The sequence below is a fragment of the Luteolibacter arcticus genome, assembly GCF_025950235.1.
GTDB classification, from domain to species: domain Bacteria; phylum Verrucomicrobiota; class Verrucomicrobiia; order Verrucomicrobiales; family Akkermansiaceae; genus Haloferula; species Haloferula arctica.
Window position 1 is genome coordinate 66,133 of record NZ_JAPDDT010000014.1, and the last position, 25,648, is coordinate 91,780.

A 25,648-nucleotide genomic window follows, 5' to 3' on the forward strand; every position below is an offset into this window, starting at 1 on the left:
GCGCATGCCCCTTTCCGCGGTGATCTTCGACTTCGACGGCGTGGTGATCGACTCCCACGAAGCCCACGAGCGTTCCTGGTTCCTGCTCGCGGACGAGCTTGGCCAGACGCTGACCCGTGAGACCTTCGTCTCCACCTTCGGCCAGAGGAATGAAAGCATCCTGCCCTTCCTCGGCTGGGCGAAGGAAGATGACCGCGCACACATCCAACAGCTCGGCGACCGCAAGGAGGTGCTTTACCGCGAAATCCTCCGTGCTGTCGGCATCGAGCCGCTGCCAGGCGTGGTCACTCTGTTAGAAAACCTGAAGGCCGAGGGCATTCCCTGCGCCATCGGCACCTCCACGCCGCGGGCGAATGTCGAGTGCGTGCTGGAACTCACCGGGCTTGCGCCATTCTTCAATGACATCGCCGCGTCGGAAGACGTCTCGCGGGGCAAGCCGGACCCGGAGGTTTTCCTGAAAGCCGCCGCCAAGCTCGGTGCCGATCCCGCATCGTGCGTGGTCATCGAGGATGCCCACGTCGGCATCCGCGCCGCGAAAGCCGCCGGCATGAAATCAGTGGCCGTCACCACCACGCATCCGGCGGAATCGTTGGCAAAGGAAGAGCCAGACCGCATCCAAACGTCACTCGAGACGGTGGATGCGGCCTTCCTACGAGATCTCTGGTAGTTGGCGAGAGTCATAAGGAGCGTGGACATTCTGTCCACGCCGTGTCGACAGAATGTCGACACTCCTTATGTTGCTTTCGGGCAGTCAGCCGAGATCGAAGCGATCAAGGTTCATCACCTTGTCCCACGCCTTTACGAAGTCGCGGACGAATTTCTCCTGCGAGTCCGCACATCCGTAGACTTCCGCGAAGGCCCGGAGCTGGGAGTTCGACCCGAAGACAAGATCGACCCGGGTGCCGGTCCACTTGAGGTCGCCGGTCTTGCGGTCGCGGCCTTCGAATTCCGCGGCATCGGACGAGACCGGCTTCCACTCCGTGGCCATGTCCAGCAGGTTGACGAAGAAGTCGTTGGTCAATGCCTCGGGCCGGGTGGTGAAGACGCCGTGCTTGGCGGCACCGGCGTTGGCACCGAGCACGCGCAGGCCGCCCACCAGCACCGTCATCTCGGGCGCGGTCAGGGTGAGCAGTTGGGCCTTGTCGATCAGCAGCACTTCAGCCGGGATCGAGTAGTAGCCCTTGAGGTAGTTGCGGAAGCCATCGGCAATCGGTTCCAGCACCGCGAACGACTCCACATCCGTTTGTTCCGGCGAGGCATCCATGCGTCCCGGCGTGAAGGGAGCCGCGACGGTGTGACCTGCATTCTTCGCGGCCTGTTCGATGCCCGCGCAGCCGCCCAGCACGATCAGATCGGCCAGCGAGACTTTCTTGCCGAAGGAACCCTGGATGCCTTCCAACGCTGTTAGAACCTTCGCCAGTTGGGCCGGGTTGTTGGCTTCCCAGTCCTTCTGCGGGGCTAAGCGAATCCGCGCTCCATTCGCGCCGCCGCGCTTGTCGGAGCCGCGGAAGGTGGAAGCCGACGCCCAAGCGGTCGATACCAGCTCCGAAACCGAAAGGCCCGATGCCAGGATCTTGCTCTTCAGCGCATCGATGTCCTGCGCATCGATCAACGGCTGATCCGCCGCCGGAATGGGATCCTGCCAGATGAGTTCTTCGGCGGGCACTTCCGGGCCGAGGTAGCGGACCCGTGGGCCCATGTCGCGGTGCGTCAGCTTGAACCACGCCCGGGCGAACGCGTCGGCGAACTGCTCCGGGTTTGCCAGGAAGCGCCGCGAGATCGCTTCGTAAGCCGGATCGGCCCGCAGCGCGAGATCGGTGGTCAGCATCGTCGGCACGCGCATCTTCGAGGGATCGTGCGCGTCGGGAATCGTCGCAGCGGCCCCCTTCGCCACCCACTGCTGCGCACCCGCCGGGCTCTTGCTGAGCTCCCATTCGTGGCCGAAGAGATTCTCGAAGAAGTAGTTGCTCCATTGCGCCGGCGTCTGGGTCCATGTGACCTCCAGGCCGCTGGTGATCGTGTCGCCGCCCTTGCCGGTGCCGAAGCTGTTGCTCCAACCGAAGCCCTGCGCTTCGAGTCCGGCTGCCTCGGGCTCCGGTCCCACATGGTCTGCCGGGCCGGCACCGTGGGTCTTGCCAAAGGTGTGGCCGCCGGCGATTAGCGCTACGGTTTCCTCGTCGTTCATCGCCATCCGGCCAAAGGTGTCGCGGATGTCACGCGCCGCGGCCACCGGGTCGGGGTTGCCGTCCGGACCTTCCGGGTTGACGTAGATCAGCCCCATCTGCACCGCGGCCAGCGGGTTCTCCAGATTGCGCGAGTGGATGCGACCGTCGGCATTGTCGTCGGACACGAGCACGCCGCCGTCTTTCTCGACGCCTTCGGAACCGCGGGCATAGCGCTCGTCGCCACCCAGCCAGGTCTTTTCGGTGCCCCAGTAGACGTCGTGATCCGGCTCCCAGGTGTCCTCGCGTCCGCCGCCGAAGCCGAAGGTCTTGAAGCCCATTGTCTCAAGCGCGACGTTGCCGGTGAGGATCATCAGGTCAGCCCATGAAATCTTGCGGCCGTATTTCTGTTTGATCGGCCACAAGAGCCGGCGGGCCTTGTCGAGGCTGACGTTGTCCGGCCAACTGTTGAGCGGGGCAAAGCGCTGCTGCCCCCGGCCGCCACCCCCCCGGCCATCGCCGGTGCGATAGGTGCCGGCGCTGTGCCACGCCATGCGGATGAAGAGCGGGCCGTAGTGACCGAAGTCCGCAGGCCACCAATCCTGGGAGTCGGTCATCAGCGCCGCGAGGTCCTTCTTCACCGCCGCCAGATCGAGGCTCTTGAACTCCGCCGCGTAGTCGAAGTCGCAGCCCATCGGGTCGGACTTGCGAGAGTGTTGGTGCAGGAGTTCGACCTTCAACTGGCTCGGCCACCAGTCGCGGTTGGTGGTGCCGCCGGCGGAGGCGGCGGCGTGATGGAACGGGCATTTCGCTTCGGTGGACATGGAACTTTCCTTTCGGGACGTGAATGGTGCGGTGGTGCTGGGAGGGGCTTTCCTCAGGGGCTAACAACGACTTCGGTGCGGCCGCGAGGACTCATCGGGACGATATCACGAACCAAGCACCTCCCGATCCGGGCAGCAAGAACGCAACGGCATTTCGGGAGCGTTATCCTACAATCAATAGCCTCTGGCGGCTTCCCGGAGGGTGTCGTGAAGCTCATCGAGCCGCTTCTGGTAATGAGGATAAGTATAGAATTTGCCCGACCGGGGGCGAACGGCCTCACGGAGAAGGGCGCGATCTTCGACCAAACGCGTGGATGTCATCGCGTAGTCGATGACTACTTTACCACCAACCGGATATTTGCCGCCAAGGTCTGCGGGAGAGGCGGGCCATCTGCCATCGTGCCGCCGTACGAACTCCTGGAGATCGCGAATCGCCTCCACAGTCCCATACTCGCTTTTCATGTTCCGGAACTTCGGGATCAAAAGCGCAGCGATCACCGCGGGCACTAACAGGACCGCGACGAGAAAGAGCTTCAAGGGCCACTTCATGCCTCGGATATCTAATCCATGAGCCACGAGAGGTAATGGGGTGAAAAGCCCATCATGAAGATCAGAACGATGCCTGTGCAAACCCCCGAGGGAATGGCGACAACGTAGCGACGTCGGCGGAATGCTACGAAGGTGGCGATCAAGAGGGCGGGGACCACGACGTAGCACAGGGGGTAGAGCAACAGGACGACCAGCCGCCAAAGGTCACCCATCCAAAGCATCGGAATCATTTGCTTTGGATCCTGGTCCATTGCGGGAAACGCGCCCAGATCGACCTGGTAAACTCCTGTTGCCCAGTAAGGATAGCTTCTCCATCCAACGACGGCGCAGGCCAAAAATGCGGCCGCGAACGGCGCAAGCCCGATGGCGTCTGTTCGATTGTGACAGCATTTTGCCAATAGCTCGAAAAGGGCGATCGTTGCAGCCGACAGTCCCAGTAGGATCAGTCCAGCACGCTGTGGCTGGAGTGAGTCACTGGACGCAAAATCCGGGTAAGGCCGGAAGCCCATCGCGTATGGAGTAAAGACGATCAGGATCAATAAGAGTCCCATTGAGATCCAAGGAATCTGACGTGTCATTTCTCCACTGCTCATGATCGTCTGCGACAGCCTGCAATCACGCTCCTATCAGCCTTGGTACGGTTGAGGCAATTCGAAACCGGGAGGAGGCGGAAGGCCAAGACGTCCAGCGTTACCTTGCCATTGACGCGCCCATTCCACCAACTTCAACCGGCCCCGGTCTTTGCCTTCCACACCCCGCGCCTACTTGCGCCGATACGTCTCGGGATCGATCGCAACACGACGGAGGGTGCCGTCGGGCAAACGCGTGACTTCGCGAACCCAGGCGGGGGCGGTTTCACCGCGTTCAACGGAGCGAACCTCGCGGAGGACGTCCTTCATCTCGGTCTTTTTCATGCGTCGAGTTCGCTGAGAATCTGTTCTACTTCAGCTTGGGAAAGCTTCCCTTGGCTGGATTTCTCGTAAATGCGGCAAAACCGGCTGCTTCTATGAAATTCGGTCAACACCGCCAGCCTTTCGCTGATCGTCACTTCAGCAAAGCTTGAAGTTCCCACGTGCGTTTGGCGCGCGGGGTACCCGGGCCATTGTAACCAAGAAGCCGGAAGCCCTTGGGTTCGACCTTTCGCTGTCCAAGCGAGGCTTCCAATGCCGCCTTTGCCTTGGCGATATTTTCCTTCGAGTCCGTCCCTTGCCAAGCATAGCTGAGCGCCGGGGCGGCGGGCACGTCCCGGACTTCCACCTTGTTCCCATCCTGGCCGGGGTTGCCGACCTCGTCGCTCTGATAGAGGAAAGCCATGGAGGCCTGCTTGTCTTCAGCATCCAGTCCCATCTCGACCGGAGCAGTCATGGGAATATCCTTGCGCTTGATGTGGGCGAAAAGCGTCCAAAAGGCGAGGGTCTCGCCCTTGCCACCGGTGAATGCGGCGCGGTAGGCCGGATATTTCTTTTCAACGACCTCGTCATACGGACCAGGTTGCGGCCAGCCTTTTGGCAGGGGTGCCTCGTCCACGTAGACCGGTGCCGGCTCTTTCGCCGGCTCCGGCTCGGCTTGTAGTCCTCCGGCAGAAAGCAGGACAAGCAGGGGGAAGAATCGCTTTTTCACGTTTGTAACGAAGCGAGGACGGGCCTGTTCGCAAACGGGATTTACTTCCCGAAAATCTCTGCGAAGAACGACTTCATCGCCTCCCAGGAGCGCTTGTCCGCCTTCTCGTTGTAGGCCGAGCCCTTCGAAGGGTCGTTGCCGGCCATCTTCTGGGTGAAGGAGTGCACGGCATCGCCGTAGGCCACGAGCTGCCAGTCGGCACCGGCATCTTCCATCTCCTTGCCGAAGCCCTGCACCTGCTCGGTCGGCACGTGGGGATCCACGGCACCATGGCAGACCAGCACCTTGGCCTTCACGCCGTCCTTCGTGGCCGCCATGCCGTCAGCGGCATCCAGACTGCCGTGAAAGGAAACCACCCCCGCGATGTCGGCACCGCTGCGGGCCAGCTCCAGCACGCCGGCACCGCCGAAGCAGTAGCCAATCGCGGCGATCTTCGCGGTGTCGGTGCGCTCGTCTTTCTTCAGGACTTCGAGGCCGGCGTTCAGGCGGCCGCGATAGAGTTCGCGGTTGCCCTTGTATTTCCCGGCTTCCTGTCCGGCCGCGGGTGGCACGGGGCGGACGCCTTTGCCGTAGATGTCGGCGGCCAGGACATTGTAGCCGAGCTGCGCCAGCATCCGGCTGCGCTCCTTTTCGTAATCGCTCAGGCCGGTCCACTGGTGGATCACCATCACTGCGGGGCGCTTGCCTTCGACGGCGTCATCGTAAACGTGGAAGCCCTCGAGCTTCACGCCATCGTGCTCATATTCGACGGACTTCTCGATCAAGGCGGCGGAGGCGGAACCCATGGCGAGGAGGGAGAGGAAGAGCGATTTCATCTTCACCAGCAAAGCGAGTCGGGCGGCGCTGTCAAACGGCCTTCCGTCGGAATGCCAGCACGATCGCCCCGGCGACGATCGCCCAGAAGGCCGCGCCGATCCCGAGGAGGGTGATGCCGGACAGCGTCACGAAGAACGTCATCACCGAGGCCTCGCGGTAGCCTTCATCGGCCAGCGCGGCGGAAAGCGCATTGCCGATGGTCGTCAGCAGCGCGAGGCCGGCCACGGCGAGCACCAGTTCCTTCGGAAAGGCGGCGAACAGACCGGCGACCGTCGCGCCGAAGAGGCCGACCAGCAGGTAGAAAAAGCCCGCGGAAACCGGTGCCCAGTAGCGGCGTCGCGGGTCGGGGTGCGCCTCCGGCCCGATGCAGAAGGCCGCGGTGATCGCTGCCAGATTGATTCCGAAGGCCCCGAAAGGCGCGAGCAGGAAGGTGGAAACGCCGGTCCAGCCGATGATCCGCGAGACCGGAGCCTCGTAGCCGCCCACACGGAGTGCCGCGATGCCCGGCAGGTTTTGTGACGCCATCGTCACGATGAACAGCGGGATGCCCGTGCCGATCAGCGCCGGCACCGACCATTCCGGCGTCACCCACACCGGCGTGGTGATGTTCCACGGCACCAGCTCCATGTGAAGCAGCCCCTGCGCGGCGGCGATGGCGACGCCAATGACCAGGATCACCGGCACATTGGCTCGTGGCCAGAAGCGCCGGCCGAGCACGTAGGCAGCGGCCATGGATAGGACCAGCAGCGGGTTCCGCGGGATCGCCACGAAGGCATCCAGCGCGAACCTCGCCAGCACCCCGGCCAGTAGCGCCGAGGCGAGCGGCAGGGGCAGCCGGTTCATGATTTTTTCAAAGCCGCCGCTGAAGCCCGCGATGGCGATCAGCACGCCATTCAAAAGGAAGCACGCGATCGCCTGCGGCATCGTCAGGTGCCCCGCCGCGGCCGCCGCACCGATCACCGCCGCACCCGGCGTGGACCACGCGATCAGGATCGGCTTCCGCGTCGCCAGCGACATCACGATGCTCGGCACGCCCATGCCGATGCCGATCGCCCACAGCCATGAGGCCGTTTGCTCCGGGGTCGCGCCAAGGTTCTGGGTCGCCTGGAAAATGATCGCCACCGAGCTGGTGAAACCGACCAGCACCGACACGAAACCGGTGACGAGGGCGGAGAGCGAAAAGTCCTTCAACATGGTGTGGCGGCCCGGCGAGGGAACCCGATTCGCCCGCCCCCCGCAACCGCCGCGAAGCGAGAGGATTTGTAGCGGGACGACTTCGTCGTTCTGGCTGGGAGCGGACCGGACCGGGAATCAAAGCTCCGATCCGCTTGGTGGCCTCACCCCGCCGGAACGACGAAGTCGGTTCCGCTACGAGGAATTCCCAGATTCTCCGGCATCCGGCAGCGCTATTTTGTCGAGCGGGGACAACGATGGCCCGCTAGCGGAAGGACCATGCAACGCAGCTGGCGTCTCCTGCTTCTTGTCATCTTTGGCCTCGGTAGCTGCGCGGCACCCGTTCGCGTCGAAGACGTGGAAGGAAAAGCGGTTTCAAAAGTAGCCATCCGCTACCACGGGCCGAGGACGGTTGAAGAAGCGCGGCTACGGACCCACATCGGGACCACAGCCGGGTCTGTCTACAAAAGCGATCGGGTCGACAATGACATCAAGGCGCTCTACGAGAGCGGTTTGGTCAATGACGTGCGGGTGCTCGCGAAGCCGAAAAGAATCGGAGTTGAGGTGGTCTTCAAAGTCCAAACGCGCGGCGCGATTTGTTGTTCGGGATTTGCCGGGAACACGGTCTTCTCGGACCAGCGTCTCGCGAAGCAAACCGGCATACGCGTGGGGCAAAAAATCGACGGTCCCATTCTCACCACCGCAGCGAGGAGAATCGAAGCCTACTACCAAGCCCGCGGATACCCCGGGACGCGGGTTATCCATAGGTCCGAATCGGGCGTTGTGATCTTCATCATCGAGGAAGGCCCGGGTCCCGGCTGATGGGATCAACTCGTGGTCCGTCACGCCGCCGGCTTCACTTCCGACTCGATGAGCTTCCCGAACTCAAGCCCGGCTCGCTGCATTTCGTAGTGAAGCTGGAGGCGCATCCAGAAGCCGGGCTCCATTGAAAAGTAGCGGGAAAGCCGGAGGTCGTACTCCGGGGTGCAGCGGCGCTTTCCGCTCTTCATTTCGGAAAGCCGCGCCACGGGAATCCCGGTAGCCTGCGAGACTTCCTTCTGGTTCACCGGCCATTCTTCCAAGGTTTCGCGAAGGGTCTCCGCAAAGGCGTTGGGTAAGGGCATGGTTTTCATGGTGCATCAAGGGCACCGGGAATCAGGCCTTGGGCTTTTTACGAAACTGCACCACCCGTCGGTAAGGCTTTCTCACCCGGCCCGCAGGGGTGAGGATCCCGGACGTCACCAGAGTATCGCGTCGTTCATCGGGCGTCATGTTGCGCAAGCGCTCGGCAGTCTTGTCCCAAAGCGCTCCGATGTCCAAAGATTGGCCGACGGGTCCGTTCACAGATTCAAGTAGGCCGAAAATAACCGATGATGCAAGACGGTTCCCGGACTGCGACCTGAATATGGGACTTCAGCCGTATTCCCGAACCTTCGAATGCTTTGGCACCTTCGGGAAACATTCCCCGAACCGTATGGAACTCTTGTCCGTTTCTTTTCAAGCGTTCCAGAGTCCAGTTGAGAACCATGCAGTCGCGTTCCCTTCGTAAAAGATCATCTCCTCCGCGGTTTTCGGGGATCACTCCCCCGGTCTCTTCCATCACCGTTTCTAATTCTTTGAACGCCGGCCCAAGAATCCGGGTGTAGTGGGTGTCGAGGAGGTCAAAGCAGATTCCAAGTTGGATCAAGGCACCGACGACCGCCGGGTTCTCGATTTCTCCCCGGCTCTGCTTTTCCTTTGCCCATTCAAACGCCCGATCGGGGCCATGTTCCCAAAAATAGATGCCGCTTCCCAACCAGTCGAAGGTCTCTTCACTAGGGCGCAACGAAATTCCTTTTTCGATCACTTCGGAGGCCACCTTTGCATCGCAGCCATGGAAGCCGATCACGTGCCGTTGGTAGGCGGAAAGATTCACGGCATGCTGATAGCTTAATCAGACGGCGGCTGTCCATGCGGGCAGACGACCATGTCACGTTCTTCAAAAGGAAACGGCCTTCCCATTCGGAAAGGCCGCCTCTCGCTAACAGGTTGATGTCGGTCGATCAGACCGTGCCGAAGATCGTCTTGCCGCTGGAAAGGAGGTCGTCGCAGGCTTCCTTCATGCGCTCGCAGAGGCCCAGCTCGGCCTTCTTGAGATACGAGCGCGGGTCGTAGGCCTTCTTGTCGCCGACTTCGTGGTCGATCTTGAGCACGCCTTCGATGTTCTGGCAGACGTGCGTCACGATCGGGCGAGTGAAGGCGTACTGGGTGTCGGTGTCGATGTTCATCTTCACCACGCCGTAGTCGAGGGTCTCGCGCAGGTCGCTCTCGGAGGTGCCGGAGCCGCCGTGGAAGACGAGGTCCATCTCGGCTTCTGCACCATACTTGTCGGTCACGGCCTTCTGGCCATCGCGGAGGATCGAGGGCTTCAGCTTCACTGCGCCGGGTTTGTAGGAGCCGTGGACATTGCCGAAGGTGGCGGCGAAGAGGAAGCGGCCGATCGGGTTGAGCGCTTCGTAGACTTCCACCATGTCTTCGGGCGTGGTGTAGAGCTTGTCGTGGGGCAGGCCGGATGTGTCGTGGCCATCTTCCTCACCGCCCACGCAGCCGGCTTCGACTTCGAGGATGATGTCGAGCTCGGCGCACTCCTTGAGCAGCTCCTTGGAGATCTTGAGGTTCTCGTCGAGCGGGACGACGGAGCCGTCGAACATGTGGCTCTGGAAGAGCGGGCCCTTGCCGGCGGCGATGCGCTCGCGGGAGGCCTGCAGGAGCGGCTTCAGGAAGCCCTCGACCTTGGCTGGGTGGCAGTGGTCGGTGTGGAGGGCGATGAGGACGTCGTACTTTTCCGCCAGGCGATGCACGGCTTCGGCCAGCACGATGGCGCCGAAGGCCGCGTCCTTCACGGAAGTGCCGGAGGCGAACTCGCCGCCGCCGGTGGAAACCTGGATGATGCCGTCGGACTTGGCCTCGGCGAAGGCGCGCAGGGCACCATTGATCGTGGGGAGCGAGGTGACGTTGATGGCCGGGTAGGCGTATCCACCCTTCTGGGCGGCATCGAGCATCGCGCGATATTGGGCAGGAGTAGCGACGGGCATGAGGGGTGCGGGGTAAAGGACGATTTCTCCCGAAGCAAGGCTGGATCGGGACATGCAGTACGCAGGGGGCGTGCCAGCGGGCGGGTTACCACGTCCGGTCCTGCCGCACCGCCTCGTAAACCGTGATGGCGATGGCGGTGGAGAGATTCAGGCTGCGGGTGCCGCCGGGGGCCATCGGGATCCGGATCGCCTGCTCGCCAGCCCCATACACCATGGCTTCCGGCAGGCCGCGGGTCTCGCAGCCGAAGACGAGGTAGTCGCCGCCCCGGAAGGGCGCATCCCAGTGCGCGCGGGTCGCCTTGGTGCTCAGCAGCCAGAAATTCGCCGCGGGATCGGCCTCGTTTTTCAGGTCGGCGAAGCTTTCCCACACCCGCAGATCCACGTCCTGCCAGTAGTCGAGCCCGCTGCGGCGGACGTGCTTGTCATCGAGCGAAAAGCCGAGCGGCTTCACCAGGTGCAGCCGCGCACCGGTGGCGAGGGCCAACCGCCCGGCGGCACCCGCATTGTGCGGGATCTCGGGCGCGACGAGGACGATGTGATACATGGCCGCCAGTCGGTCAGTTCAGTGCGTGAGTTCTGCCAGCACGCGATCGGCACGGTAGATGACGCGCATCGCCTCCACGATCCCCGCCGGATGGACCGAGACCGCGCGGCCCTTTTCCTCGGTGTAGAAGAAGTCGGACACGAGGCCCGGCGCATTGCTGTCGAAAATCAGGCCAACCAATTCGCCCTCGCGATTCACCACCGGGCTGCCGGAATTGCCGCCGGTGATGTCGTTGCTGCTGATGAAATTCAGCGGAGTCAGCGAATTGAGTTTGGTGGCCTTTGCCTTCCACTCTCCGGACAGGTCGAAGGGTGGGATTGCGCCTTGGGCTTCACTCCGCTCATGCATCTCCCAGAAGGTCGTCTGGGCCGGGACCGTTTCCTTGCCGTCGGCGTAGCCCTTCACCACGCCGTAGGAGAGGCGCAGGGAAAAGGTCGCATCTGGATAGGCCGAGTCGCCATCGCGAGCGAAGCGGGCCGCGGCGATCTCACGATGCGCCTGGGCGATGACCTCCTCGGTCGCCTCCGCTTTCTTGCGGAGGTCGCGGGCTTCCTGATCCACGGCCTTGGCCAGCTTGACCAGCGGGTCATTGGAGGTGGCGAGGGCCTCGCGTCCGCCATCATAGAGCTTCCGGCGCACCTCGACGTCTTCGAGGGCGGTTCCTTGGACCAGTTCGGCGGCGCGCGAGTCCGGGGATTTGCCGGAAAGGATGCTTAGCACCGTGGGATCGGTGGCGCCGAGCTTCGCGCAGAGGAAGGTCAGCGCATTCGCCATCCGCACCGTCTCCAGGTTTTTGTAAATGGGCTCGGTGGAAAACAGCTCCAGCTCCAGCGAGGGGCGCGAGGTCTGGCGGTATTCTTCCAAGCGCTCGCCTTCCGGTTTCCCGGCCTCATCCGCCACCCGCACCAGCGTGCGCGCGATGCCGAAGAGCCCGCTGCCAAAGGCATCTCCGCCTTCCAGCAAACGCAGCCGGGTCTCGAAGCCACGCGCTTCCTTCTCAGCCGCCTCGATCCGGGCGAAGGCGTCCGCTGCTGTTTCACGGAGCTTCGTTTCGCTCGCCGCCTTCCGAGCCATCAGCGCCGGATCGAGCAGTCCATCGAGGCGCGCCATGATGGCCTTGCGGCCATTCTGCGTGCCGACGATCATGCCCTTGGCGCGGCGGGCGTTCTCCAGGTCGCGGTCGGCCCAGGCACTCAGCAGGGTCTCCGCGCGGAAGATCTGCTCCAGGCGATAGGGAAAGGCGTCGTCGCGCAGTGTTTCGAGCTGGGCCAGCGTGACCGAGCGATTGGTGCGGCCCGGATGGCCGGAGGTGAAGACCAGCTCACCTTCTTTCGCGCCCTCCGTCTTCCATTTCAAGAAGTGCGGCGTCTTCGCCGGGGCATCGTTTTCGTAAGCGCGGAAGAAGCAGAAATCGAGGCAGTAGCGGGGGAACTCGAAGTTATCCGGATCGCCGCCGAAGGCTGCTGCCTTCACGTCCGGCGCGAAGACCAGCCGCACGTCCGTGTAGCGATGGTAGCGGTAGAGGTGATAGGCGCCGCCCTGATAAAGCGTGACCACGTCGCTGCGCAGGCCGGTGGCATCATGGGATTCCTTCTCGATCGCCGCGATGATCGAGCGGCGTGCGGCGGCCGCCTCGTCTGGCGTCTGACCGTCCTTCACGGCGGTATTCACCCGCTCCGTGACGTCCTCGATGCTCATGAGCACGTTCAGCTCGAGGTCCGGGCATTTCAGCTCGGCCTCGCCGGTGGCCGCGTAGAAGCCGTGCTTCAGCAGGTCGCGCTCCTTGGTGCTGAGCTTCTCGATCATCCCCGAACCGACGTGGTGATTCGTCAGGATCAGCCCGTTCGCCGAGACGAAGGAGCCCGAGCCGCCATTGCCAAAGCGCACCGACGACTTCTGCAAATGCTCCAGCCACCCCGGGGTGATCTCGAAGCCATACTTCTCCTTCACCTGCCGGACCGGCGGCTTGGTGAACAGCCACATGCCCTCGTCCGCGCGGACGGCGGGGAGCAGGGCGAGAAGGAGGCTCGGGAGAAGCAAGGAACGCATGGCGACGGAGCTTAGGAGCCCGCCGACAAGGTGCAATCCCACTTCTGCGATGCCCGTGGTTCCAGGGGGAAGCGGAGGAGCGACAGTGGCAAGAGCCTACGGCTTGAGCGCGGAGATCTTGTTCTCGATATCCAGGATGACGCGGTCGATTGAGATGAGAAGCCGGTCCAGGTGAGCGATCTGGAAATCATCCTCGGCGGTGGCGTGGTAAGCTTTCGCTCTCATCAAGGAAAACACCAGGTTGGTCAGCCAGTTTCCTCTTCCGCGCGAGAATTCACGGGTGCCGGTGTAGCGGGATCGGTTTTCCCGGAGGCTTGCCAGCTCCGTCCGCTTGCGAAGGACGATAAGTTTCCGCCGGCGCTTGAGCTCGGCAAGGCCTGCCTTGGCTCCTTTGAGACTGGTGGTGTCAAAGGTGACACGCGGAAGAGCTTCATCAATGTCCAGATAGTACTCGCCTTCTTTCATGTCCGTTGGCGCGGGTTCACTTGGGCGGGGGATTCGATCACCAAGCCTTTTCGCCGCGGTCGTTGTAGGGCAGCCACAGCAGCGACACGGAATCGACTTTCACGTTGGTCTTGGTGGGCTTGAGCGTTTCGGTCTCAAGCACGAGCTTGGAAGGATCGAAGGTTTGGGACAGCGCCGCGATGTCGGCTTCCAGTTCCTGATTCAGCGCCGCGATCTGCTGCTGAACGGTCTCCACCTTTTCCTCTGCGATGGATACGTCCTGATGTTGCTTGTAGGCGCTCGTCCCCTTCGTGACCACGGATCCCATGCCACGCTTGCGACCGAACAGGCCCCCTAACAGGCCTCCCAAGATCGAGGTCCCTACCTGCGCCAGTGCGCCTTGGGATTCCGCTTTCTGACGGCCCAGCGAACCTTGGGCTGTCTGCAGTTTTCCCTCCAAGGTGCCGAGTTTCTTCTTCGTCGCGTCGCGAAGCTTTTCGACCGCGGCATCGCGAGCCTCGCGTGCCTTTTGTGAAAGCCGCGCGCGGAACTCGGCCTCGGACTCGCGGATCTGCGAGTATTCCTTCAGCGCCGGGCAGGAAAAGATCTCGGCACGTTCGTTGCGATAGAGCCAGTCGGCGAAGTCCTTCTCGACCTGCTTGTAGTTGGCGGCATTCATCGCGTAGCCGGGCAGTGTGTCGAAGCCGGCACCCTCGGCAGGGCTGTCCTCCAGCTTGAGCGGCGGCGGCAGCTCCTTGTCGTAGGCGATGGTATCGGGCAGGATTGGATTCACTTTCCGCACCTTGCGATCATCCTCCGCGCCCGTTTTAGTGGAGGAGAAATGGACCATGCCCGCGCGCAGCAAGTGAGGCTTGTAGATGACTTCCGAAGCATCGCCCGCGGGTGGCGCGAATTTCTCGATGACTCCGGCACCCACCACCGGCCGGGCGGATGCCTTCACCGTTACTGCGGATATGCCGGGCATCGCCATCGGATTGGATGCGGCTGGTACGGCATCCTTCGTACTTCCGAAGGCCGCGCGCTTTGGGTCCATCAAGGCCTTGATGCTGGTGCGGGTCAGCGGGCCGGTGAGGAAGCTCATCACCCAGCGCACGTGGAAGAGCACTGGGTGATCCTCGTGGACGTTGTTCATCAGGAAGACGCGGTTGCCGAGGCCGGACAACAGCGTCTCCATTTCCGATCGGTTGAACTTCGCGTTCTGCGAACCGGCCGCGCCTTCGAGTCCATCGAGCACGCGCAATTTGTCGCGCTCCGTTTGCAAGCGACCGAGGAACCAGGTGCCGATGTTAGACAGTGCCTTGTAGTCGAGATCGACCGGGTTCTGCGTGGCGAGCAGGCAGCCGAGGCCGAAGGCGCGGGCTTGCTTGAGCAGCGTCATCATCGGCTTCTTGCTCGGCGGATTCGCGCTCGGCGGCAGGTAGCCGAAGATCTCGTCCATGTAGAGGATTGCCCGCAGCGACGTCGTTCCGCTTTGCCCGCGCATCCAGCCAAGGGTCTGGTTTAAAAGCAGGCTGACGAAGAACATGCGGTCCGCGTCGCTGAGATGCGCGATCGAAAAGATGGAGATGCGCGGCTTGCCATCCGGCGTGTGCAGCATTTTCGCGATGTCCAGCGGCGGGCCTTCGAGCCAGGTGGAGAAGCCGGGCGAGGCGAGCAGGTTGTTGAACTTGAGTGCCAGGGCCTGGCGGTTTTTTTGCGGCAGGAAGCTTTCCAGATCCATCACGCCGACCTTGTCAAAGGCGGGCTTCTGGATGTGGCGGATCAGCGTCTCCAGCGAAAGGTTCTGCCCGCTTTCCCATGCCTTCTGGAAAATCGTCGCGACCAGCACCGCTTCGGGCGTTTCCGCGGCTTCGTCCCGCACGCCTACCAAGGTCAGCAAGGCGGTCGTCGTGGTCATGATCCGCTCGCCTAACAGCTCGCTGTCATCCATCACCTCGAAGGGCGGCACCTCCAGCGAACTCATGATCGACACCGGGATGCCGGCCTTCGAGCCGGGCGTGAAGATGTTGATGTCCACCTTCTCCTTGAGCTTCGCGATGCGGTCCGGCTCCTGGCCCCAGTCGGCGAGTCCCTTCTTCCACGTCTCCGCTGTCTTCGCCGCGAACTCATCCGGCGTGACGCCTTTCTTCGTCGCGTCGTCCTCATTGATCCACGGGCGGAAGTCCTCTGCGGCGAGGTTCGGAAACATCAGCAGCAGGTTCGAGATGTCGCCCTTGGGGTCGATCACGATGGCCGGGATGTTGTCCATCGCCGCCTCTTCCAGCAGCGCGAGACAGAGGCCGGTTTTGCCCGAGCCCGTCATCCCGAGCACCACGCCGTGGGTCACGAGGTCCTTCGAATCGTAAAGGATCAGCCCACCGTCGGCGGTCTTGGTATCGAGGTCATACTCGCGGCCGAGGTAAAAGGCGCCCAGCTTTTCGTAGTCGGAGACGGACGGGGTCATGATGGCGGGAATGTTAGGAATCCGAGGGCGCTTGAAAAGCGGCATTCGGCCCGGTTGACGGGCCGGGGAAAGAGTGGTATATACCATATATGACGACGACGCTTTTCCTCAACGGGAGGTCGCAAGCGGTGCGCATTCCCAAGGAATTTCGCTTCGAAGGCCACGAAGTAAGCATCCGTCGCGTGGGCGATGGCCTCTTGCTGGAACCGGTGAAAGCAGCGTCCTGGCCGGCCGGCTATTTTGAGAATATCCGGATCGACGACGATGCCTTCGGTCGCCCCGAACAAGGGGCGCTTCCCCCGGTAGTGGATTTCGACCGGTGAAATACCTGCTCGATACCAATGCGTGCATTCAAGCGATGCGCGGTCACTCGCAAGTCACGGCCCACTTGAAGTCACACGCTCCGGACGACTGCGGCGTTTCGATGGTGAGTGTGTTCGAGTTATTTGCCGGCGTGGAGCGCTGCCGCGAACCGGAAAGGGAGAGCGCAAAGGTGATCGCTTTCCTGACGCCGCTACATCTCCTGCCGTTCGACTGGGATTCCGCGCTTCGCACCGCTGCGATTCGCTGGGAATTGGAAAAAGCAGGCAAGAAGATCGGTCCCTACGACCTACAGTTGGCAGGGCAAGCGCTCGCATTGGACCTGACCCTCGTCAGCCACAATGTCCGGGAATTCCAGCGCGTATCGGGCTTGCGGATCGAGGACTGGGAGGTTTGAAACTGACGGAGCGGGTGGTCGGCGGCGAGCGTTACCCAGGTGCCCTGCGGGGGAGCGGCCGGGCTCTTCAGGGGAAGGGCCGCGGCAAACAAGGCCAAGGCGAGCGCGAATGAGGATCGATGGGACAAGATCCCCCGTTGTAACGCGAAATCCGCAGTCGTTACACCATGCGCAGCCTACTCAAACTGGCAGGGCCGGCGGTCAATCCACGCTGTACTCGATCCTCCGCCGTCCGCGGGAGACATCGACCGATGGATCGGCGCGGTAGCGGCTCACTTCCCTTAGCGCCTCCTGCTGGAGCTGCTTCGGCGCGTCCGTGGAGATCACCTTGGCGTCCTTCGTCTTGCCGTCGGTACCCACTGTGTACTCCACGTCCACGAAGAAAGACTTCTTCTTCGGATCGATGGACGGGTCAGGTCCTCCGGCACAACCGGCGGCGAGGAGGGCGGCAGCGGAGAGGCAGAGCAGGCGGACAAGGTTCACTCCGCCATGCCACCGGGTGGCACCCGGCTCGTCAACCTAACCCTGCGGCGAACCGGGGGCAGGATCGCGCCCGTTTTTCCGGGTGGATTGCCGCGCGATCTTTCCGATCCGGCGGTTTTCAAGGGGAATTCTCCGGGCCGATAAAAAAACGTCGGAAAAACTTGTCGTCCCCGGGACCCATTGCGGCTACGCTCCCGAGTTGGTTCCCGCCATGGCAAGATCAAGGCCTGGAGTATCGCCAGGCGAATCTTGAGGATTCGGTGGCGGTCTGAAACCCGATTCACGGGAACAGTCTCGGACAAAGTCGTGACGCTGGAGCCAACGGACGAAGATGAAAATGTACGTAGGCAACCTGTCGTTTCAGACGACCAAGCAGGAGATCCAGGACCTGTTTTCCCAGCAAGGCCAAGTGACCGACGTCCACCTCCCGGTGGATCGTGAAAGCGGCCAGCCTCGCGGTTTCGCGTTTGTGACGATGGGATCGAACTCCGAGATGAACAACGCCATCAAGGCCTTTGACGGCTACGATCTCGGCGGCCGCAAGCTCAAGGTCAACGAAGCCCAAGCCCGCGAAGAGCGTGGTGGTGGCGGCGGTGGCGGCGGCGGTGGTGGACGCGGCGGCTACGGCGGCGGCGGTGGTGGCGGTGGTGGCGGCGGCGGCTATGGCGGCGGTGGCGGCAAGCCATCGAGCGGCGGTCGTCGCTATTGAGACGCCCTGAGCGATCGACTTTCATGGCGGCACTCCTCACGGGGTGCCGCCTTTTTCGTGCGCCGCGGCTGGCTACTTCTTCTTCGGCGGCGGTCCGCCACCGCGTGCCTCACGGCTGGCGTCGGTCTGGCGCTGTTTCGCCTGTCCGGCCGCGTCGGTCTTGGTCTGCTTCTGAGACTGCTGCTTCTGCTTCGATTTCGGGGATTTGTCGCCCATGGCTTCGGTTGGTTGGGGTTGGTGGGGTCAGGTCATCGGCGCCGGGTGAGTTCGGAGCGCGAGAGATGGAAGGCGAGGGTGGATTCCGCGCCTTGGTTCTGGTTGATGTGATCGCGCAGCAAGGCATCGCGGCAGCCCCCCGTTTCAGGGTCGTAGAGTGACACGCCCAGGTCGTTTCGCCCGAGGAACCACTCGAAACAGCGGCGCGCATGGGCGGCCCAGACTTCCGCGCCAGTGACGTCATAGGCGGCCATGCAGGCGGACACCATCGCGTGGGCCTCCACCGGCTGCTGGTCGAAGCGGGCCTTTTCCGACCCCTGCGGCCAGAATCCGTGGCAGCCGATGGGCGAGAATTGGCCGCCATCGCCGGTCTGCTCGTCGATCAGCCATTTCAGTGAAATCAGGCCGGTCTCGATGGCCGGATGCTGGCCGGAAAGGATCAGCGCGTGGGACAGCTTGGCATTGTCGTAGGTCGCGACCCGCTCGAACCACAGCCAGCCGGGCGACGAGTTCGCTTGGAACAGCCCCACCAGGCGGGCGACGAGGAGGCGTTGCATCTTCGCCACCGCTCGGTCGCCGGAGAAGGCGCGCAAGTACTCGTGGATCGCCACCAGTGTGAAGGCCCAGGCGCGCGGCGAGCTGAAGCGCTTCACCGGCTCGAGCCCGCGCTGGAAGAGCAGGGCGGAGAGATTGCGGAAGCCTTCGTTCTGCGAATGTCCGAGTGCCGTGCCGACCGCCCACAGGGCGCGGGCGTGGCTGTCTTCGGAGCCATTGCTTTCCAGCCAATGCCGCTCGTGGCTCATGAAGTTCCGGAAGCGGCGCGTGTTCGCGTCGAAGGCATACCAGAGGAAAGCGAGGTAAGTGCTGGCCAGCCGGTTGACCGCCGGATCGGACCCATGCTCCTGCTCGTGGAAGACCGTGTAGATGAAGGCCCGCGCATTGTCGTCGGTGCAGTAGGCCTCGTGGTAGTTCGGCACGCTGTAGATCGCGTGCTGGAAGATCCCCGTGTGATCGGTCATCCGGAACAGATGGTCGAGCTTGGGCGCGGGAATCGGGTAGCTGTGCTCCTCCATCACCGCGGCGGTCGGTTCGCTCAGGCCGGCCCGTGCGCGGTCGAAGCTCTCCATGTAGCGTCGCGCCACTTCGGGCCAGGTCATCTTGCGGCCTTCCTTCCACGCCCGCTTGCGCATCGCCGTCATCCGCGTGGGATGCTCCAGCAAGTCATTCACCGCGGCCGCGATGGCCGCCGCGTCGGCAAAGGGCACCAGCACCCCACGCTCCTCCGCGAGCAGTTCCTGCGCGTGCCAGTACGGCGTGGAGATGATCGCTTTCCCGGCTCCAAACGTATACGCCAGCGTGCCCGAGGTAATCTGCTCCTCGTTGCGATACGGGGTGAGATAGATGTCCGAACCGCCGATGAATTCCTTCAGCTCGTCCATCGAGACGAAGCGGTTGTGAAAGACCACCTGCTTCTCGACTCCCAGCTTGATGGCGAGTGCTTCGAGGCTTTCGCGATACGCCTCGCCCTGCGTGGCGACGAGGTGGGGATGCGTGGCCCCCACGATCAGGTAAACGATCTCCGGGTTCTTCGCGAGGATCGCCGGCAGTGCTTCGATGGCGGTCTCGATGCCCTTGTTTGGTGACAGCAGGCCGAAGGTCAGCAGCACCGTCTTGCCCTCGGCATCGAAGATGTCCTTGTAAAAATTCGAGTCCACGAACGGCATGTCGATCACCCCGTGCGGGATCAGGTCGATCTTCTCGGGGTCCACGCCATAGACATCCACCAGCAGCCGCTGGCCGCGCTCCGCCATCACGACGAATCGCTCCGAAAGCTCATTCAGGCGGTCCATCACCTCCCGCTGCGCGGCATCGGGTGACTTCAGCACCGTGTGCAACGTGGTCACGACCGGCTTTTTCAACTGGCTCAGGAATCCCAGCAGATGGGACCCCGCCGGGCCGCCGTAGATGCCGAACTCGTGCTGCACCGAGACCACCTCCACATTGTTGATGTGCAGGAACTCGGCCGCCCGCGTGTAGGACTCCGGATCGTCCTGATCGATCTCGAAGCGAACGCGCGCTGGATAGTCGTAGCCTTCCGGCCGGTCATTCACGGCCCCCGCGAAGCAGCTCGCATCGGGGAACTCCTCAGCAATCGCCTCACAGATGTCCGCGGTGAAGGTGGCGATGCCGCATCGTCGCGGCGTGTGATTGCCGATGAAGGCGATGTGACGGGTGGGCTGGGCAGTCTTCATGGGTGCGAAATTCGAAACGATCTCGCGCTCACCATGGCAGCGGCGTTCAGGAACACCGACAAGCAGCCCAATAGCTGCCTACGAAACAGTGCACCCTAAGCGGGGCGCAGGGTCCGTCAAAGAATATCCCAAAACGGGAAGGCAGCCTACTTTGTGGCTTCCGGTCCCGCGAGACATTCCTTGATCTTTCCTTCAAGGAACTCGGTGACCGAGGCCAGCGAGCGCGAGCCCGAATTCGGTGACTCGAAGATCGAGCCGGCTTCGGGCTGGACCTGAGGCTCCGGCCCCGGCTCCACCAGCATCACGAAGCGAGGGAAGCGGCTGGGCAGCCAGATGATTTCGGTGGCCTTGGCAAAGGACTTCACCACCGCCTCGACCTGCGGCCGGCGGTTCTCCGGAACGGAGGTGGTATTGAGGGTGATCTTCACGAGAAACGGTGGGTGAGCGCTCCGGATGAAGAGCCCGTCGGGGCGCTGTAGCCGGGCGCGAACTTGGATGCGAGAGAATAAGTGGGAGAATTCTCGCATCGTGCTCGTTTCGAGTCCGGCGGTCTCACGAACTCCCGGGAAATTCGACCGCTTCCGGAGGGCTGACTGGATCCCAATTGCCTTCGCCCAGCAAGGGGACCAGGCATTCCCCAAGCGAGATGCCGAAGACCTCCTGCGCAGCGCTCTGGCCGGCATCCTCGTAGGTGGCGGTCAGGAAAAACCGGTCCATCTCCTCGCGCGGCGTCGTTCCTCCCTGGTGCAGTGAGTGGAGGATGAAACGGGCGAGGTGATAGCTCAGCTCCTGTCCATCGTCGGGGAAGCCAAAACTGTCTCCGGTCCAGAACGACTGGAGCAGTTTCTCATCCCAATAGTCCCGGTGGCGGCGGATGATTTCCCGGTCCAGCACGTAGGGCAGCGCTCCGGTGATCGAATGCTCCACACCCTGAGTGATCGCTTCGTCGAGCCAGAGAGGCAGCGGAAGGTGGCTCAGGAATGAGTGGCAGAGCTCGTGGCTCATCACCGCAGCGTAGTGGTCGAGTTGCGGGCTCGGCAGCGCGAAGTGGCCATAGCCGCGGTTGAGATACACCCCGCCCATGGCTCCGAACTCGCCGTCGTCGTCGAAGTAGCCCGAGACGTAGTCGTAGAAATCATTCTCATCCGTGAAGGCGAGGACCGGGCATTGACCATAGAGCGCCTCCGGGAGCAAAGCCGGAATGGTCTGCTGGATCCGCGCGTGGATTCGCTCCAGGAATTGCAATACCTCGACGGCCTTTTGCTCCGAAGCGGTGGAGACGAGCAGGAAGTTCTTCGATTCGCGGATCGCGTAGTTTCCGCCCAACCGGTCACGGACGGTCGCCATCCACTCCCGGGCGATCTCGCACCAGACCTCATGCCATGCTTCCGGCGGATGCTCCGCTTCGACTTCATCCCAGATCGCTTCCCAATCGGGCATCGCATAGCCTTGGGCGGTGGTGGGGGAGTGGTTTGCGAGCATCGGCTGATTCGGGGCGGGGGATCAGTCCAGTTATGCCAGACGAGTCAACCGCGGCCCTAGGTCAGCCGAAAGCTGTCCGGCGACAGGGCTTTCGATTCCAGCTCCAGCAAGAACGCTTTGGCCTCAAGTCCTCCCGCAAATCCAGTGAGCTTGCCATTGGTGCCGATCACGCGGTGGCACGGGGCGACGATGGAAATGGGATTCTTCCCATTCGCGGCTCCGACCGCTCGCACGGCGTCGGGACTCCCGACCTGAATGGCGATCTGCCGGTAACTCCGGGTTTCGCCGAACGGAATGGTCGTGAGCGCGTGCCAGACTTTCCGCTGGAACTCGGTGCCGATGAAATCGAGCGGCAGCGAGAACTCCGTGCGCTCTCCCGCGAAGTATTCGGCCAACTGGCGCTCGGTTTCGAGAAGCAGCGGATGGGACGAGTCCTCCAACAGCGGGCCGAGACGGACGCGGTTCGGGTTGTCATTCTCCCAAAGGATCGCCGTCAGTCCCTGATCGCTTGCGACCAGCTTTAGCAGGCTCACGGGCGAAGGCATCGTCTTGTAGTGGAAGCTCACGGGATATGCCTGATGAGTTGGGAAGGTCACCCACGTTGCGCTGCGGGAGCGGGCGCTTCTTGAATCAGCGGCAGCAAGTTCGCATGGCGAGTGGTGAGGGATGGGTCTTCCTCAATGACCCGGTCCGCCAAGGCGCGGGCTTCGCGAAGCAACGTGGTATCCGCCAGGAAATCGGCGAATCTCAAGTCGCCGAGGCCGCTTTGCATGGTGCCGAGGACATCGCCGGGGCCGCGCAGGCGGAGGTCTTCCTCGGCGATGACGAAGCCGTCCGAGGTCTTCTCCATGACCGCGAGCTTCTCCATCGCCTCGGCGCTTTTGCCATCGGTGAGCAGGATGCAGTAGCTCTTGTGCTCGCCGCGGCCGATGCGTCCGCGGAGCTGGTGAAGCTGGGCCAGGCCGAAGCGCTCGGCGTGGTGGATGATCATGAGGTTGGCGTTCGGGACATCGACGCCGACTTCGATGACGGTGGTGGCGACCAGCGCGTGGATCTCGCCATCGCGGAAGCGGCGCATCACCTCCTCCTTCTCCTCGGGCGAGAGCTTGCCGTGGACAAGCCCGACCGAGTGGCCGGAAAGTCGCTTCTGCCATTTCTCGAAGGCCTCGGTGGCGGACTCCGCCTTGAGCGTCTCGCTTTCCTCGACCAGCGGATAGACGAGGTAGGCTTGCCGTCCGGTGGTGAGCTGGTCCTTCACGAACTTGGTCACCTCGGTCTGCTTCGCGGCGGTGCGCAGGGCGGTGACCATCTTCCCGCGGCCGGCGGGGCGCTCGTCCAGGATCGAGACGTCGAGGTCGCCGTAGATCGTCATCGTCAAGGTCCGCGGGATCGGCGTGGCGGTCATGACCAGGACGTCGGGCATGGTGCCTTGCTCGATCAGCCGCGAGCGCTGGCTGACGCCGAACTTGTGCTGCTCATCGATGACCACTAGCCCGAGGTCGGTGAAGGCGACCTTGTCGTAGAGCAGCGCGTGGGTGCCGATGAGCACCTGCGGCTCGCCATCCAGCGGCAAGTGCGTGCTTGTCTCCTTCGCGGCCGTGCGCAGCAACACGCGCACGCCGAGCGGCTCGAGCCAGCGCTTGAAGGTGAGGTAATGCTGCTCGGCCAGGATCTGCGTGGGTGCCATCAGCGCGGCCTGCGCGCCGGAATCGATCGCCAGCAGCATCGACGCCATCGCGACGAAGGTCTTGCCGCTGCCGACGTCCCCTTGCAGCAGCCGGTTCATGGGCCGCGGCGAGCGCAAGTCGGCGACGATCTCCTTGATCGAGCGCTTCTGCGCGCCGGTGAGGTCGAAGGGCAGGCTTTCGTAGAAGCGTTTCAGCAGCGTCGTCTTCGTGCCCTGCACCCGGCCCTGGTGATCGTGAATGCGGGCGCGCCGCCAGACGACATTGAGCTGCACCGCGAAGAACTCCTCCAAGGCGAAGCGCCGGCGCGCGGCATCGGCCTGCTCGACAGCCTCGGGGAAATGCACCTCGCGAAATGCCTCGGCCCGCGGGTAGGTCGGATCGACATCGTAGGGCGTGCCGAGCGACGCGGGATCGATCTCCTCAAGCAGGCGATGCTGGATTTCCCTCAGCCGCCGCTGGGCGATGCCGGAGACATTGCGGTAGATCGGTACGATGCGTTCGAGGTGGATCGATGGCCCGCCATCGTCGCGGATGACCTCGAAGTCGGGGTGATCGATGTAGATCCTGCCCTGAAAGTCCTTCGGCTTGCCGTGGAGGATGACTTCCTGGCCGGCCGCGATGACGTTTTTCAGAAACGGCATGTTGAACCACCGGCAGGTGATGGTGGCCGTTCCCATCCCCGAACTGCGGGTGTCTTCCACGACAGCTTCGTAGAATCGGGCGCGCGGGCCGAAGCGGTTGCGGGTGTCGATCACCTTGCCGCGGACGCAGATCGCCGGTCCGCCCGGCGCGGCGGGAAAAGCGTCGAATCGCCGGCGATCCTCGTAGCGGCGCGGCAACCAATCGAGCAGGTCACCGGCGACGTGAAGGCCGGCGGAAGCAAGCGAGAGGACTTCCTTTGGGATGAGGAAATCGACGGAGGCGAGCGGGGCGGCGGCTTGGATCAATGGAACAGCCAAGGGGTCAAGGTTGCTCCACGATGTCGCCGCGGCTCAGGATGAAGAGCACTTTTGGATGAGGAGGTTCCGCCGCGAACTCGCCCGTAACGCGTGCGTTCTTTCCTTTGAGCGCGTTCAAATCGGTAACCTCGAGCCCCGGTTGCCCGCCAGCGACGCGATAGCCTACCATGGCGGTTTTCTTGTCGGACTGTTCGAGTTCAAGAAACCGGACGCCCCGGCCGGTCTTGGCATCGTAAGCGCGAAGGATCTTGCCTGAGACCGACTGATTTCCAGAGGGCACACGCGGTGCCGGAGCGGCGGCAGGCGTCCCGCCGGGTTTCGGGGCGGCGTCGGCCTTTGCCGTGGCCGCGGCCGGAGGCGAAGACGGCATATTCGTGGCTGTCGGCCCGGCGGCATTCCAGCCGGCGGGCGGTGGCTGAGCAGAGTTGGGGAACGACTTGGCGGCCAGCTCGCGGCGCATTTCGTCGGCGGTGACGTGGCGCTTGCCCTCCGGTCCCTTGAATTTGGCGATGACCTTTTCCAGCGATCCGGTTTTCCAAGCGGCGAAGCCACCCCCGCCGAGCAGGAGAAGGAGGGAAACCGTGACCCATGGCCACACGGCCTTCTTTTTCTTGGCCCGCTTGGCGGGAGGAGCACCCGGTTTGGTCGCGACGGCGCCCTGTTTGGTGGCGGCTCCGGGAGCTCGCTGGATTTGCACGGTCGAGGTGGCGGAGGTGACCGAAACGGGGTGCTGGAGTGCTTCGAGAGCCGCGGCCAGTGTCCAGCCCTTGGGGTTTGCGCGGATCTGGCGGATCCAGCCGGCCATGCCATCGCCGGTGGAGTCGTGCTGGATCGGCTTGCCCTTCCATCCCAGCAGGCGCTCAGCGAGTTCCGCGAGCGGCAGCAGCCCGCGGACATTGAGGGAGGCCAGTGGCGATACCCAGAAGGTGATGCCGCGACCCGATTCCGGGACGACGATAGAGTTCTCGCTGCAGCCGACCCAAAGCGTTTCGTGCTCCAGCACGCGGGAAAGTTCCTGCGACGCTTTGAGCGCCACTTCCACGATGTCCTTCACCGAGGCGCTTTCGAGCGGCTTGCCGCGGGTGAAGGAGCCGAGGGTGTCGCCCTCGACCCAGTCGGTGACCAGAAAGGGAATGCCGTCCACCGGGTCGCAACCGCCGTCGAGTGTCTTGCGCAGCTCTTTCAGCTTGAGCGCCTTCAGCTTTTCGACCGCTTCCAGGAATGCCTGCTGCTCCGGAGGCTCGAGCCCCCCCCCCTCCCGGCCATTCGGGAAAAAGCGCCTCAGCACCACATCGCGCTTTTCCTCACGGTCCCGCGCCCGGAAAGCGACTCCCCGGTCGTCTTGGGACAGCATATCCTCGATCTCATAGCGCTGGGTCACTTCCAAGCCACTATCAGAGTCGCGGCCTCTTCCGCAATCCC

27 protein-coding genes are annotated in these 25,648 nt (G+C 63.1%); 5 read left to right on the top strand and 22 right to left on the bottom strand.

Going from position 1 to position 25,648, the window contains the following annotated elements; translation table 11 throughout:
• The first annotated feature begins 4 nt into the window (after positions 1-4).
• Positions 5-667, top strand: a complete 663-nt coding sequence (locus tag OKA05_RS22815; RefSeq protein WP_264489516.1) for an HAD family hydrolase — start codon at positions 5-7, stop codon at positions 665-667.
• Between the two features lie 84 nt (positions 668-751).
• Here the strand turns inward: OKA05_RS22815 and katG are convergent, their stop codons facing one another.
• The 7 genes from katG to OKA05_RS22850 form a co-directional block, all read right to left on the bottom strand.
• Positions 752-2,986 carry a catalase/peroxidase HPI gene (katG, locus tag OKA05_RS22820; RefSeq protein ID WP_264489517.1) on the bottom strand — a complete coding sequence of 745 codons (2,235 nt, stop codon included), beginning with the start codon at positions 2,984-2,986 and terminating at the stop codon, positions 752-754.
• Positions 2,987-3,160: 174 nt separating this feature from the next.
• The gene (locus OKA05_RS22825) at positions 3,161-3,535 is read right to left on the bottom strand and encodes a hypothetical protein (RefSeq protein WP_264489518.1); all 375 of its coding nucleotides are present in this window, start codon (positions 3,533-3,535) and stop codon (positions 3,161-3,163) included.
• An 11-nt stretch (positions 3,536-3,546) separates the two neighbouring features.
• Positions 3,547-4,128 (bottom strand): hypothetical protein, encoded by a 582-nt coding sequence (locus OKA05_RS22830; protein WP_264489519.1) that lies wholly within the window; start codon positions 4,126-4,128, stop codon positions 3,547-3,549.
• Between the two features lie 168 nt (positions 4,129-4,296).
• Positions 4,297-4,449, bottom strand: coding sequence for a hypothetical protein (locus tag OKA05_RS22835; RefSeq protein ID WP_264489520.1), 153 nt, complete (start codon positions 4,447-4,449; stop codon positions 4,297-4,299).
• 130 nt (positions 4,450-4,579) lie between these two features.
• Positions 4,580-5,155, bottom strand: a complete 576-nt coding sequence (locus OKA05_RS22840; RefSeq protein ID WP_264489521.1) for a heme-binding protein — start codon at positions 5,153-5,155, stop codon at positions 4,580-4,582.
• A gap of 41 nt (positions 5,156-5,196) precedes the next feature.
• Positions 5,197-5,970: a dienelactone hydrolase family protein gene (locus tag OKA05_RS22845; protein WP_264489522.1), complete on the bottom strand. Its 774-nt coding sequence runs from the start codon at positions 5,968-5,970 to the stop codon at positions 5,197-5,199.
• Between the two features lie 31 nt (positions 5,971-6,001).
• Positions 6,002-7,165, bottom strand: a complete 1,164-nt coding sequence (locus tag OKA05_RS22850) for a benzoate/H(+) symporter BenE family transporter (RefSeq protein ID WP_264489523.1) — start codon at positions 7,163-7,165, stop codon at positions 6,002-6,004.
• Between the two features lie 258 nt (positions 7,166-7,423).
• On the opposite strand from OKA05_RS22850, the gene OKA05_RS22855 reads away from it, so the two are divergent.
• Positions 7,424-7,966: a POTRA domain-containing protein gene (locus tag OKA05_RS22855; protein WP_264489524.1), complete on the top strand. Its 543-nt coding sequence runs from the start codon at positions 7,424-7,426 to the stop codon at positions 7,964-7,966.
• A 20-nt stretch (positions 7,967-7,986) separates the two neighbouring features.
• Here the strand turns inward: OKA05_RS22855 and OKA05_RS22860 are convergent, their stop codons facing one another.
• The 7 genes from OKA05_RS22860 to OKA05_RS22890 form a co-directional block, all read right to left on the bottom strand.
• The gene (locus OKA05_RS22860) at positions 7,987-8,268 is read right to left on the bottom strand and encodes a HigA family addiction module antitoxin (protein WP_264489525.1); all 282 of its coding nucleotides are present in this window, start codon (positions 8,266-8,268) and stop codon (positions 7,987-7,989) included.
• A 224-nt stretch (positions 8,269-8,492) separates the two neighbouring features.
• Positions 8,493-9,059 (bottom strand): hypothetical protein, encoded by a 567-nt coding sequence (locus OKA05_RS22865; protein WP_264489526.1) that lies wholly within the window; start codon positions 9,057-9,059, stop codon positions 8,493-8,495.
• A gap of 127 nt (positions 9,060-9,186) precedes the next feature.
• On the bottom strand, positions 9,187-10,218 hold the full coding sequence (gene fbaA, locus OKA05_RS22870; RefSeq protein ID WP_264489527.1) for a class II fructose-bisphosphate aldolase: 1,032 nt from the start codon (positions 10,216-10,218) through the stop codon (positions 9,187-9,189).
• 85 nt (positions 10,219-10,303) lie between these two features.
• Positions 10,304-10,762, bottom strand: a complete 459-nt coding sequence (locus OKA05_RS22875) for a tRNA (cytidine(34)-2'-O)-methyltransferase (RefSeq protein WP_264489528.1) — start codon at positions 10,760-10,762, stop codon at positions 10,304-10,306.
• Positions 10,763-10,780: 18 nt separating this feature from the next.
• Complete coding sequence (locus OKA05_RS22880) at positions 10,781-12,811, bottom strand: S46 family peptidase (RefSeq protein WP_264489529.1); 2,031 nt, start codon at positions 12,809-12,811, stop codon at positions 10,781-10,783.
• Between the two features lie 96 nt (positions 12,812-12,907).
• Positions 12,908-13,276, bottom strand: a complete 369-nt coding sequence (locus OKA05_RS22885) for a hypothetical protein (protein WP_264489530.1) — start codon at positions 13,274-13,276, stop codon at positions 12,908-12,910.
• Between the two features lie 37 nt (positions 13,277-13,313).
• Positions 13,314-15,719 carry an ATP-binding protein gene (locus tag OKA05_RS22890; RefSeq protein ID WP_264489531.1) on the bottom strand — a complete coding sequence of 802 codons (2,406 nt, stop codon included), beginning with the start codon at positions 15,717-15,719 and terminating at the stop codon, positions 13,314-13,316.
• An 89-nt stretch (positions 15,720-15,808) separates the two neighbouring features.
• Between OKA05_RS22890 and OKA05_RS22895 the strand changes: the two genes are divergently transcribed.
• Both OKA05_RS22895 and OKA05_RS22900 read left to right on the top strand, forming a co-directional pair.
• Positions 15,809-16,042, top strand: a complete 234-nt coding sequence (locus tag OKA05_RS22895; RefSeq protein ID WP_264489532.1) for an antitoxin — start codon at positions 15,809-15,811, stop codon at positions 16,040-16,042.
• The gene (locus tag OKA05_RS22900; protein WP_264489533.1) at positions 16,039-16,437 is read left to right on the top strand and encodes a type II toxin-antitoxin system VapC family toxin; all 399 of its coding nucleotides are present in this window, start codon (positions 16,039-16,041) and stop codon (positions 16,435-16,437) included. Before OKA05_RS22895 ends, OKA05_RS22900 begins: the two co-directional genes overlap by 4 nt.
• A gap of 201 nt (positions 16,438-16,638) precedes the next feature.
• Here the strand turns inward: OKA05_RS22900 and OKA05_RS22905 are convergent, their stop codons facing one another.
• A complete protein-coding gene (locus OKA05_RS22905; RefSeq protein ID WP_264489534.1) occupies positions 16,639-16,920 on the bottom strand; it encodes an energy transducer TonB in 282 nt (93 codons plus the stop codon).
• A gap of 331 nt (positions 16,921-17,251) precedes the next feature.
• Between OKA05_RS22905 and OKA05_RS22910 the strand changes: the two genes are divergently transcribed.
• Complete coding sequence (locus OKA05_RS22910) at positions 17,252-17,629, top strand: RNA recognition motif domain-containing protein (protein WP_264489535.1); 378 nt, start codon at positions 17,252-17,254, stop codon at positions 17,627-17,629.
• 72 nt (positions 17,630-17,701) lie between these two features.
• On the opposite strand, the gene OKA05_RS22915 is transcribed toward OKA05_RS22910, so the two are convergent.
• The 7 genes from OKA05_RS22915 to OKA05_RS22945 all read right to left on the bottom strand — a co-directional run bounded on the left by OKA05_RS22915 (position 17,702) and on the right by OKA05_RS22945 (position 25,613).
• The gene (locus OKA05_RS22915; RefSeq protein WP_264489536.1) at positions 17,702-17,845 is read right to left on the bottom strand and encodes a hypothetical protein; all 144 of its coding nucleotides are present in this window, start codon (positions 17,843-17,845) and stop codon (positions 17,702-17,704) included.
• Positions 17,846-17,877: 32 nt separating this feature from the next.
• On the bottom strand, positions 17,878-20,097 hold the full coding sequence (locus OKA05_RS22920; protein ID WP_264489537.1) for a glycosyltransferase family 4 protein: 2,220 nt from the start codon (positions 20,095-20,097) through the stop codon (positions 17,878-17,880).
• A gap of 146 nt (positions 20,098-20,243) precedes the next feature.
• Positions 20,244-20,525, bottom strand: coding sequence for a hypothetical protein (locus OKA05_RS22925; protein ID WP_264489538.1), 282 nt, complete (start codon positions 20,523-20,525; stop codon positions 20,244-20,246).
• Positions 20,526-20,649: 124 nt separating this feature from the next.
• Entirely contained in the window at positions 20,650-21,579 is a 930-nt protein-coding gene (locus OKA05_RS22930; RefSeq protein WP_264489539.1) for a hypothetical protein, read from the bottom strand.
• 56 nt (positions 21,580-21,635) lie between these two features.
• Complete coding sequence (locus OKA05_RS22935; RefSeq protein WP_264489633.1) at positions 21,636-22,124, bottom strand: methylated-DNA--[protein]-cysteine S-methyltransferase; 489 nt, start codon at positions 22,122-22,124, stop codon at positions 21,636-21,638.
• A gap of 47 nt (positions 22,125-22,171) precedes the next feature.
• Positions 22,172-24,226 (bottom strand): ATP-dependent DNA helicase RecG, encoded by a 2,055-nt coding sequence (gene recG, locus OKA05_RS22940; protein WP_264489540.1) that lies wholly within the window; start codon positions 24,224-24,226, stop codon positions 22,172-22,174.
• Positions 24,227-24,230: 4 nt separating this feature from the next.
• Positions 24,231-25,613, bottom strand: a complete 1,383-nt coding sequence (locus OKA05_RS22945) for a serine/threonine-protein kinase (protein WP_264489541.1) — start codon at positions 25,611-25,613, stop codon at positions 24,231-24,233.
• Positions 25,614-25,648: the final 35 nt, after the last annotated feature.

Coding starts and splice junctions, on each gene's coding strand:
- OKA05_RS22815 (WP_264489516.1), top strand. CDS start 5: ATGCCCCTTTCCGCGGTGATCTTCGACTTCGACGGCGTGGTGATCGAC.
- katG (WP_264489517.1), bottom strand. CDS start 2,986: ATGTCCACCGAAGCGAAATGCCCGTTCCATCACGCCGCCGCCTCCGCC.
- OKA05_RS22825 (WP_264489518.1), bottom strand. CDS start 3,535: ATGAAGTGGCCCTTGAAGCTCTTTCTCGTCGCGGTCCTGTTAGTGCCC.
- OKA05_RS22830 (WP_264489519.1), bottom strand. CDS start 4,128: ATGAGCAGTGGAGAAATGACACGTCAGATTCCTTGGATCTCAATGGGA.
- OKA05_RS22835 (WP_264489520.1), bottom strand. CDS start 4,449: ATGAAAAAGACCGAGATGAAGGACGTCCTCCGCGAGGTTCGCTCCGTT.
- OKA05_RS22845 (WP_264489522.1), bottom strand. CDS start 5,970: ATGAAATCGCTCTTCCTCTCCCTCCTCGCCATGGGTTCCGCCTCCGCC.
- OKA05_RS22850 (WP_264489523.1), bottom strand. CDS start 7,165: ATGTTGAAGGACTTTTCGCTCTCCGCCCTCGTCACCGGTTTCGTGTCG.
- OKA05_RS22855 (WP_264489524.1), top strand. CDS start 7,424: ATGCAACGCAGCTGGCGTCTCCTGCTTCTTGTCATCTTTGGCCTCGGT.
- OKA05_RS22860 (WP_264489525.1), bottom strand. CDS start 8,268: ATGCCCTTACCCAACGCCTTTGCGGAGACCCTTCGCGAAACCTTGGAA.
- fbaA (WP_264489527.1), bottom strand. CDS start 10,218: ATGCCCGTCGCTACTCCTGCCCAATATCGCGCGATGCTCGATGCCGCC.
- OKA05_RS22875 (WP_264489528.1), bottom strand. CDS start 10,762: ATGTATCACATCGTCCTCGTCGCGCCCGAGATCCCGCACAATGCGGGT.
- OKA05_RS22880 (WP_264489529.1), bottom strand. CDS start 12,811: ATGCGTTCCTTGCTTCTCCCGAGCCTCCTTCTCGCCCTGCTCCCCGCC.
- OKA05_RS22885 (WP_264489530.1), bottom strand. CDS start 13,276: ATGAAAGAAGGCGAGTACTATCTGGACATTGATGAAGCTCTTCCGCGT.
- OKA05_RS22890 (WP_264489531.1), bottom strand. CDS start 15,719: ATGACCCCGTCCGTCTCCGACTACGAAAAGCTGGGCGCCTTTTACCTC.
- OKA05_RS22895 (WP_264489532.1), top strand. CDS start 15,809: ATGACGACGACGCTTTTCCTCAACGGGAGGTCGCAAGCGGTGCGCATT.
- OKA05_RS22910 (WP_264489535.1), top strand. CDS start 17,252: ATGAAAATGTACGTAGGCAACCTGTCGTTTCAGACGACCAAGCAGGAG.
- OKA05_RS22915 (WP_264489536.1), bottom strand. CDS start 17,845: ATGGGCGACAAATCCCCGAAATCGAAGCAGAAGCAGCAGTCTCAGAAG.
- OKA05_RS22920 (WP_264489537.1), bottom strand. CDS start 20,097: ATGAAGACTGCCCAGCCCACCCGTCACATCGCCTTCATCGGCAATCAC.
- OKA05_RS22930 (WP_264489539.1), bottom strand. CDS start 21,579: ATGCTCGCAAACCACTCCCCCACCACCGCCCAAGGCTATGCGATGCCC.
- OKA05_RS22935 (WP_264489633.1), bottom strand. CDS start 22,124: ATGCCTTCGCCCGTGAGCCTGCTAAAGCTGGTCGCAAGCGATCAGGGA.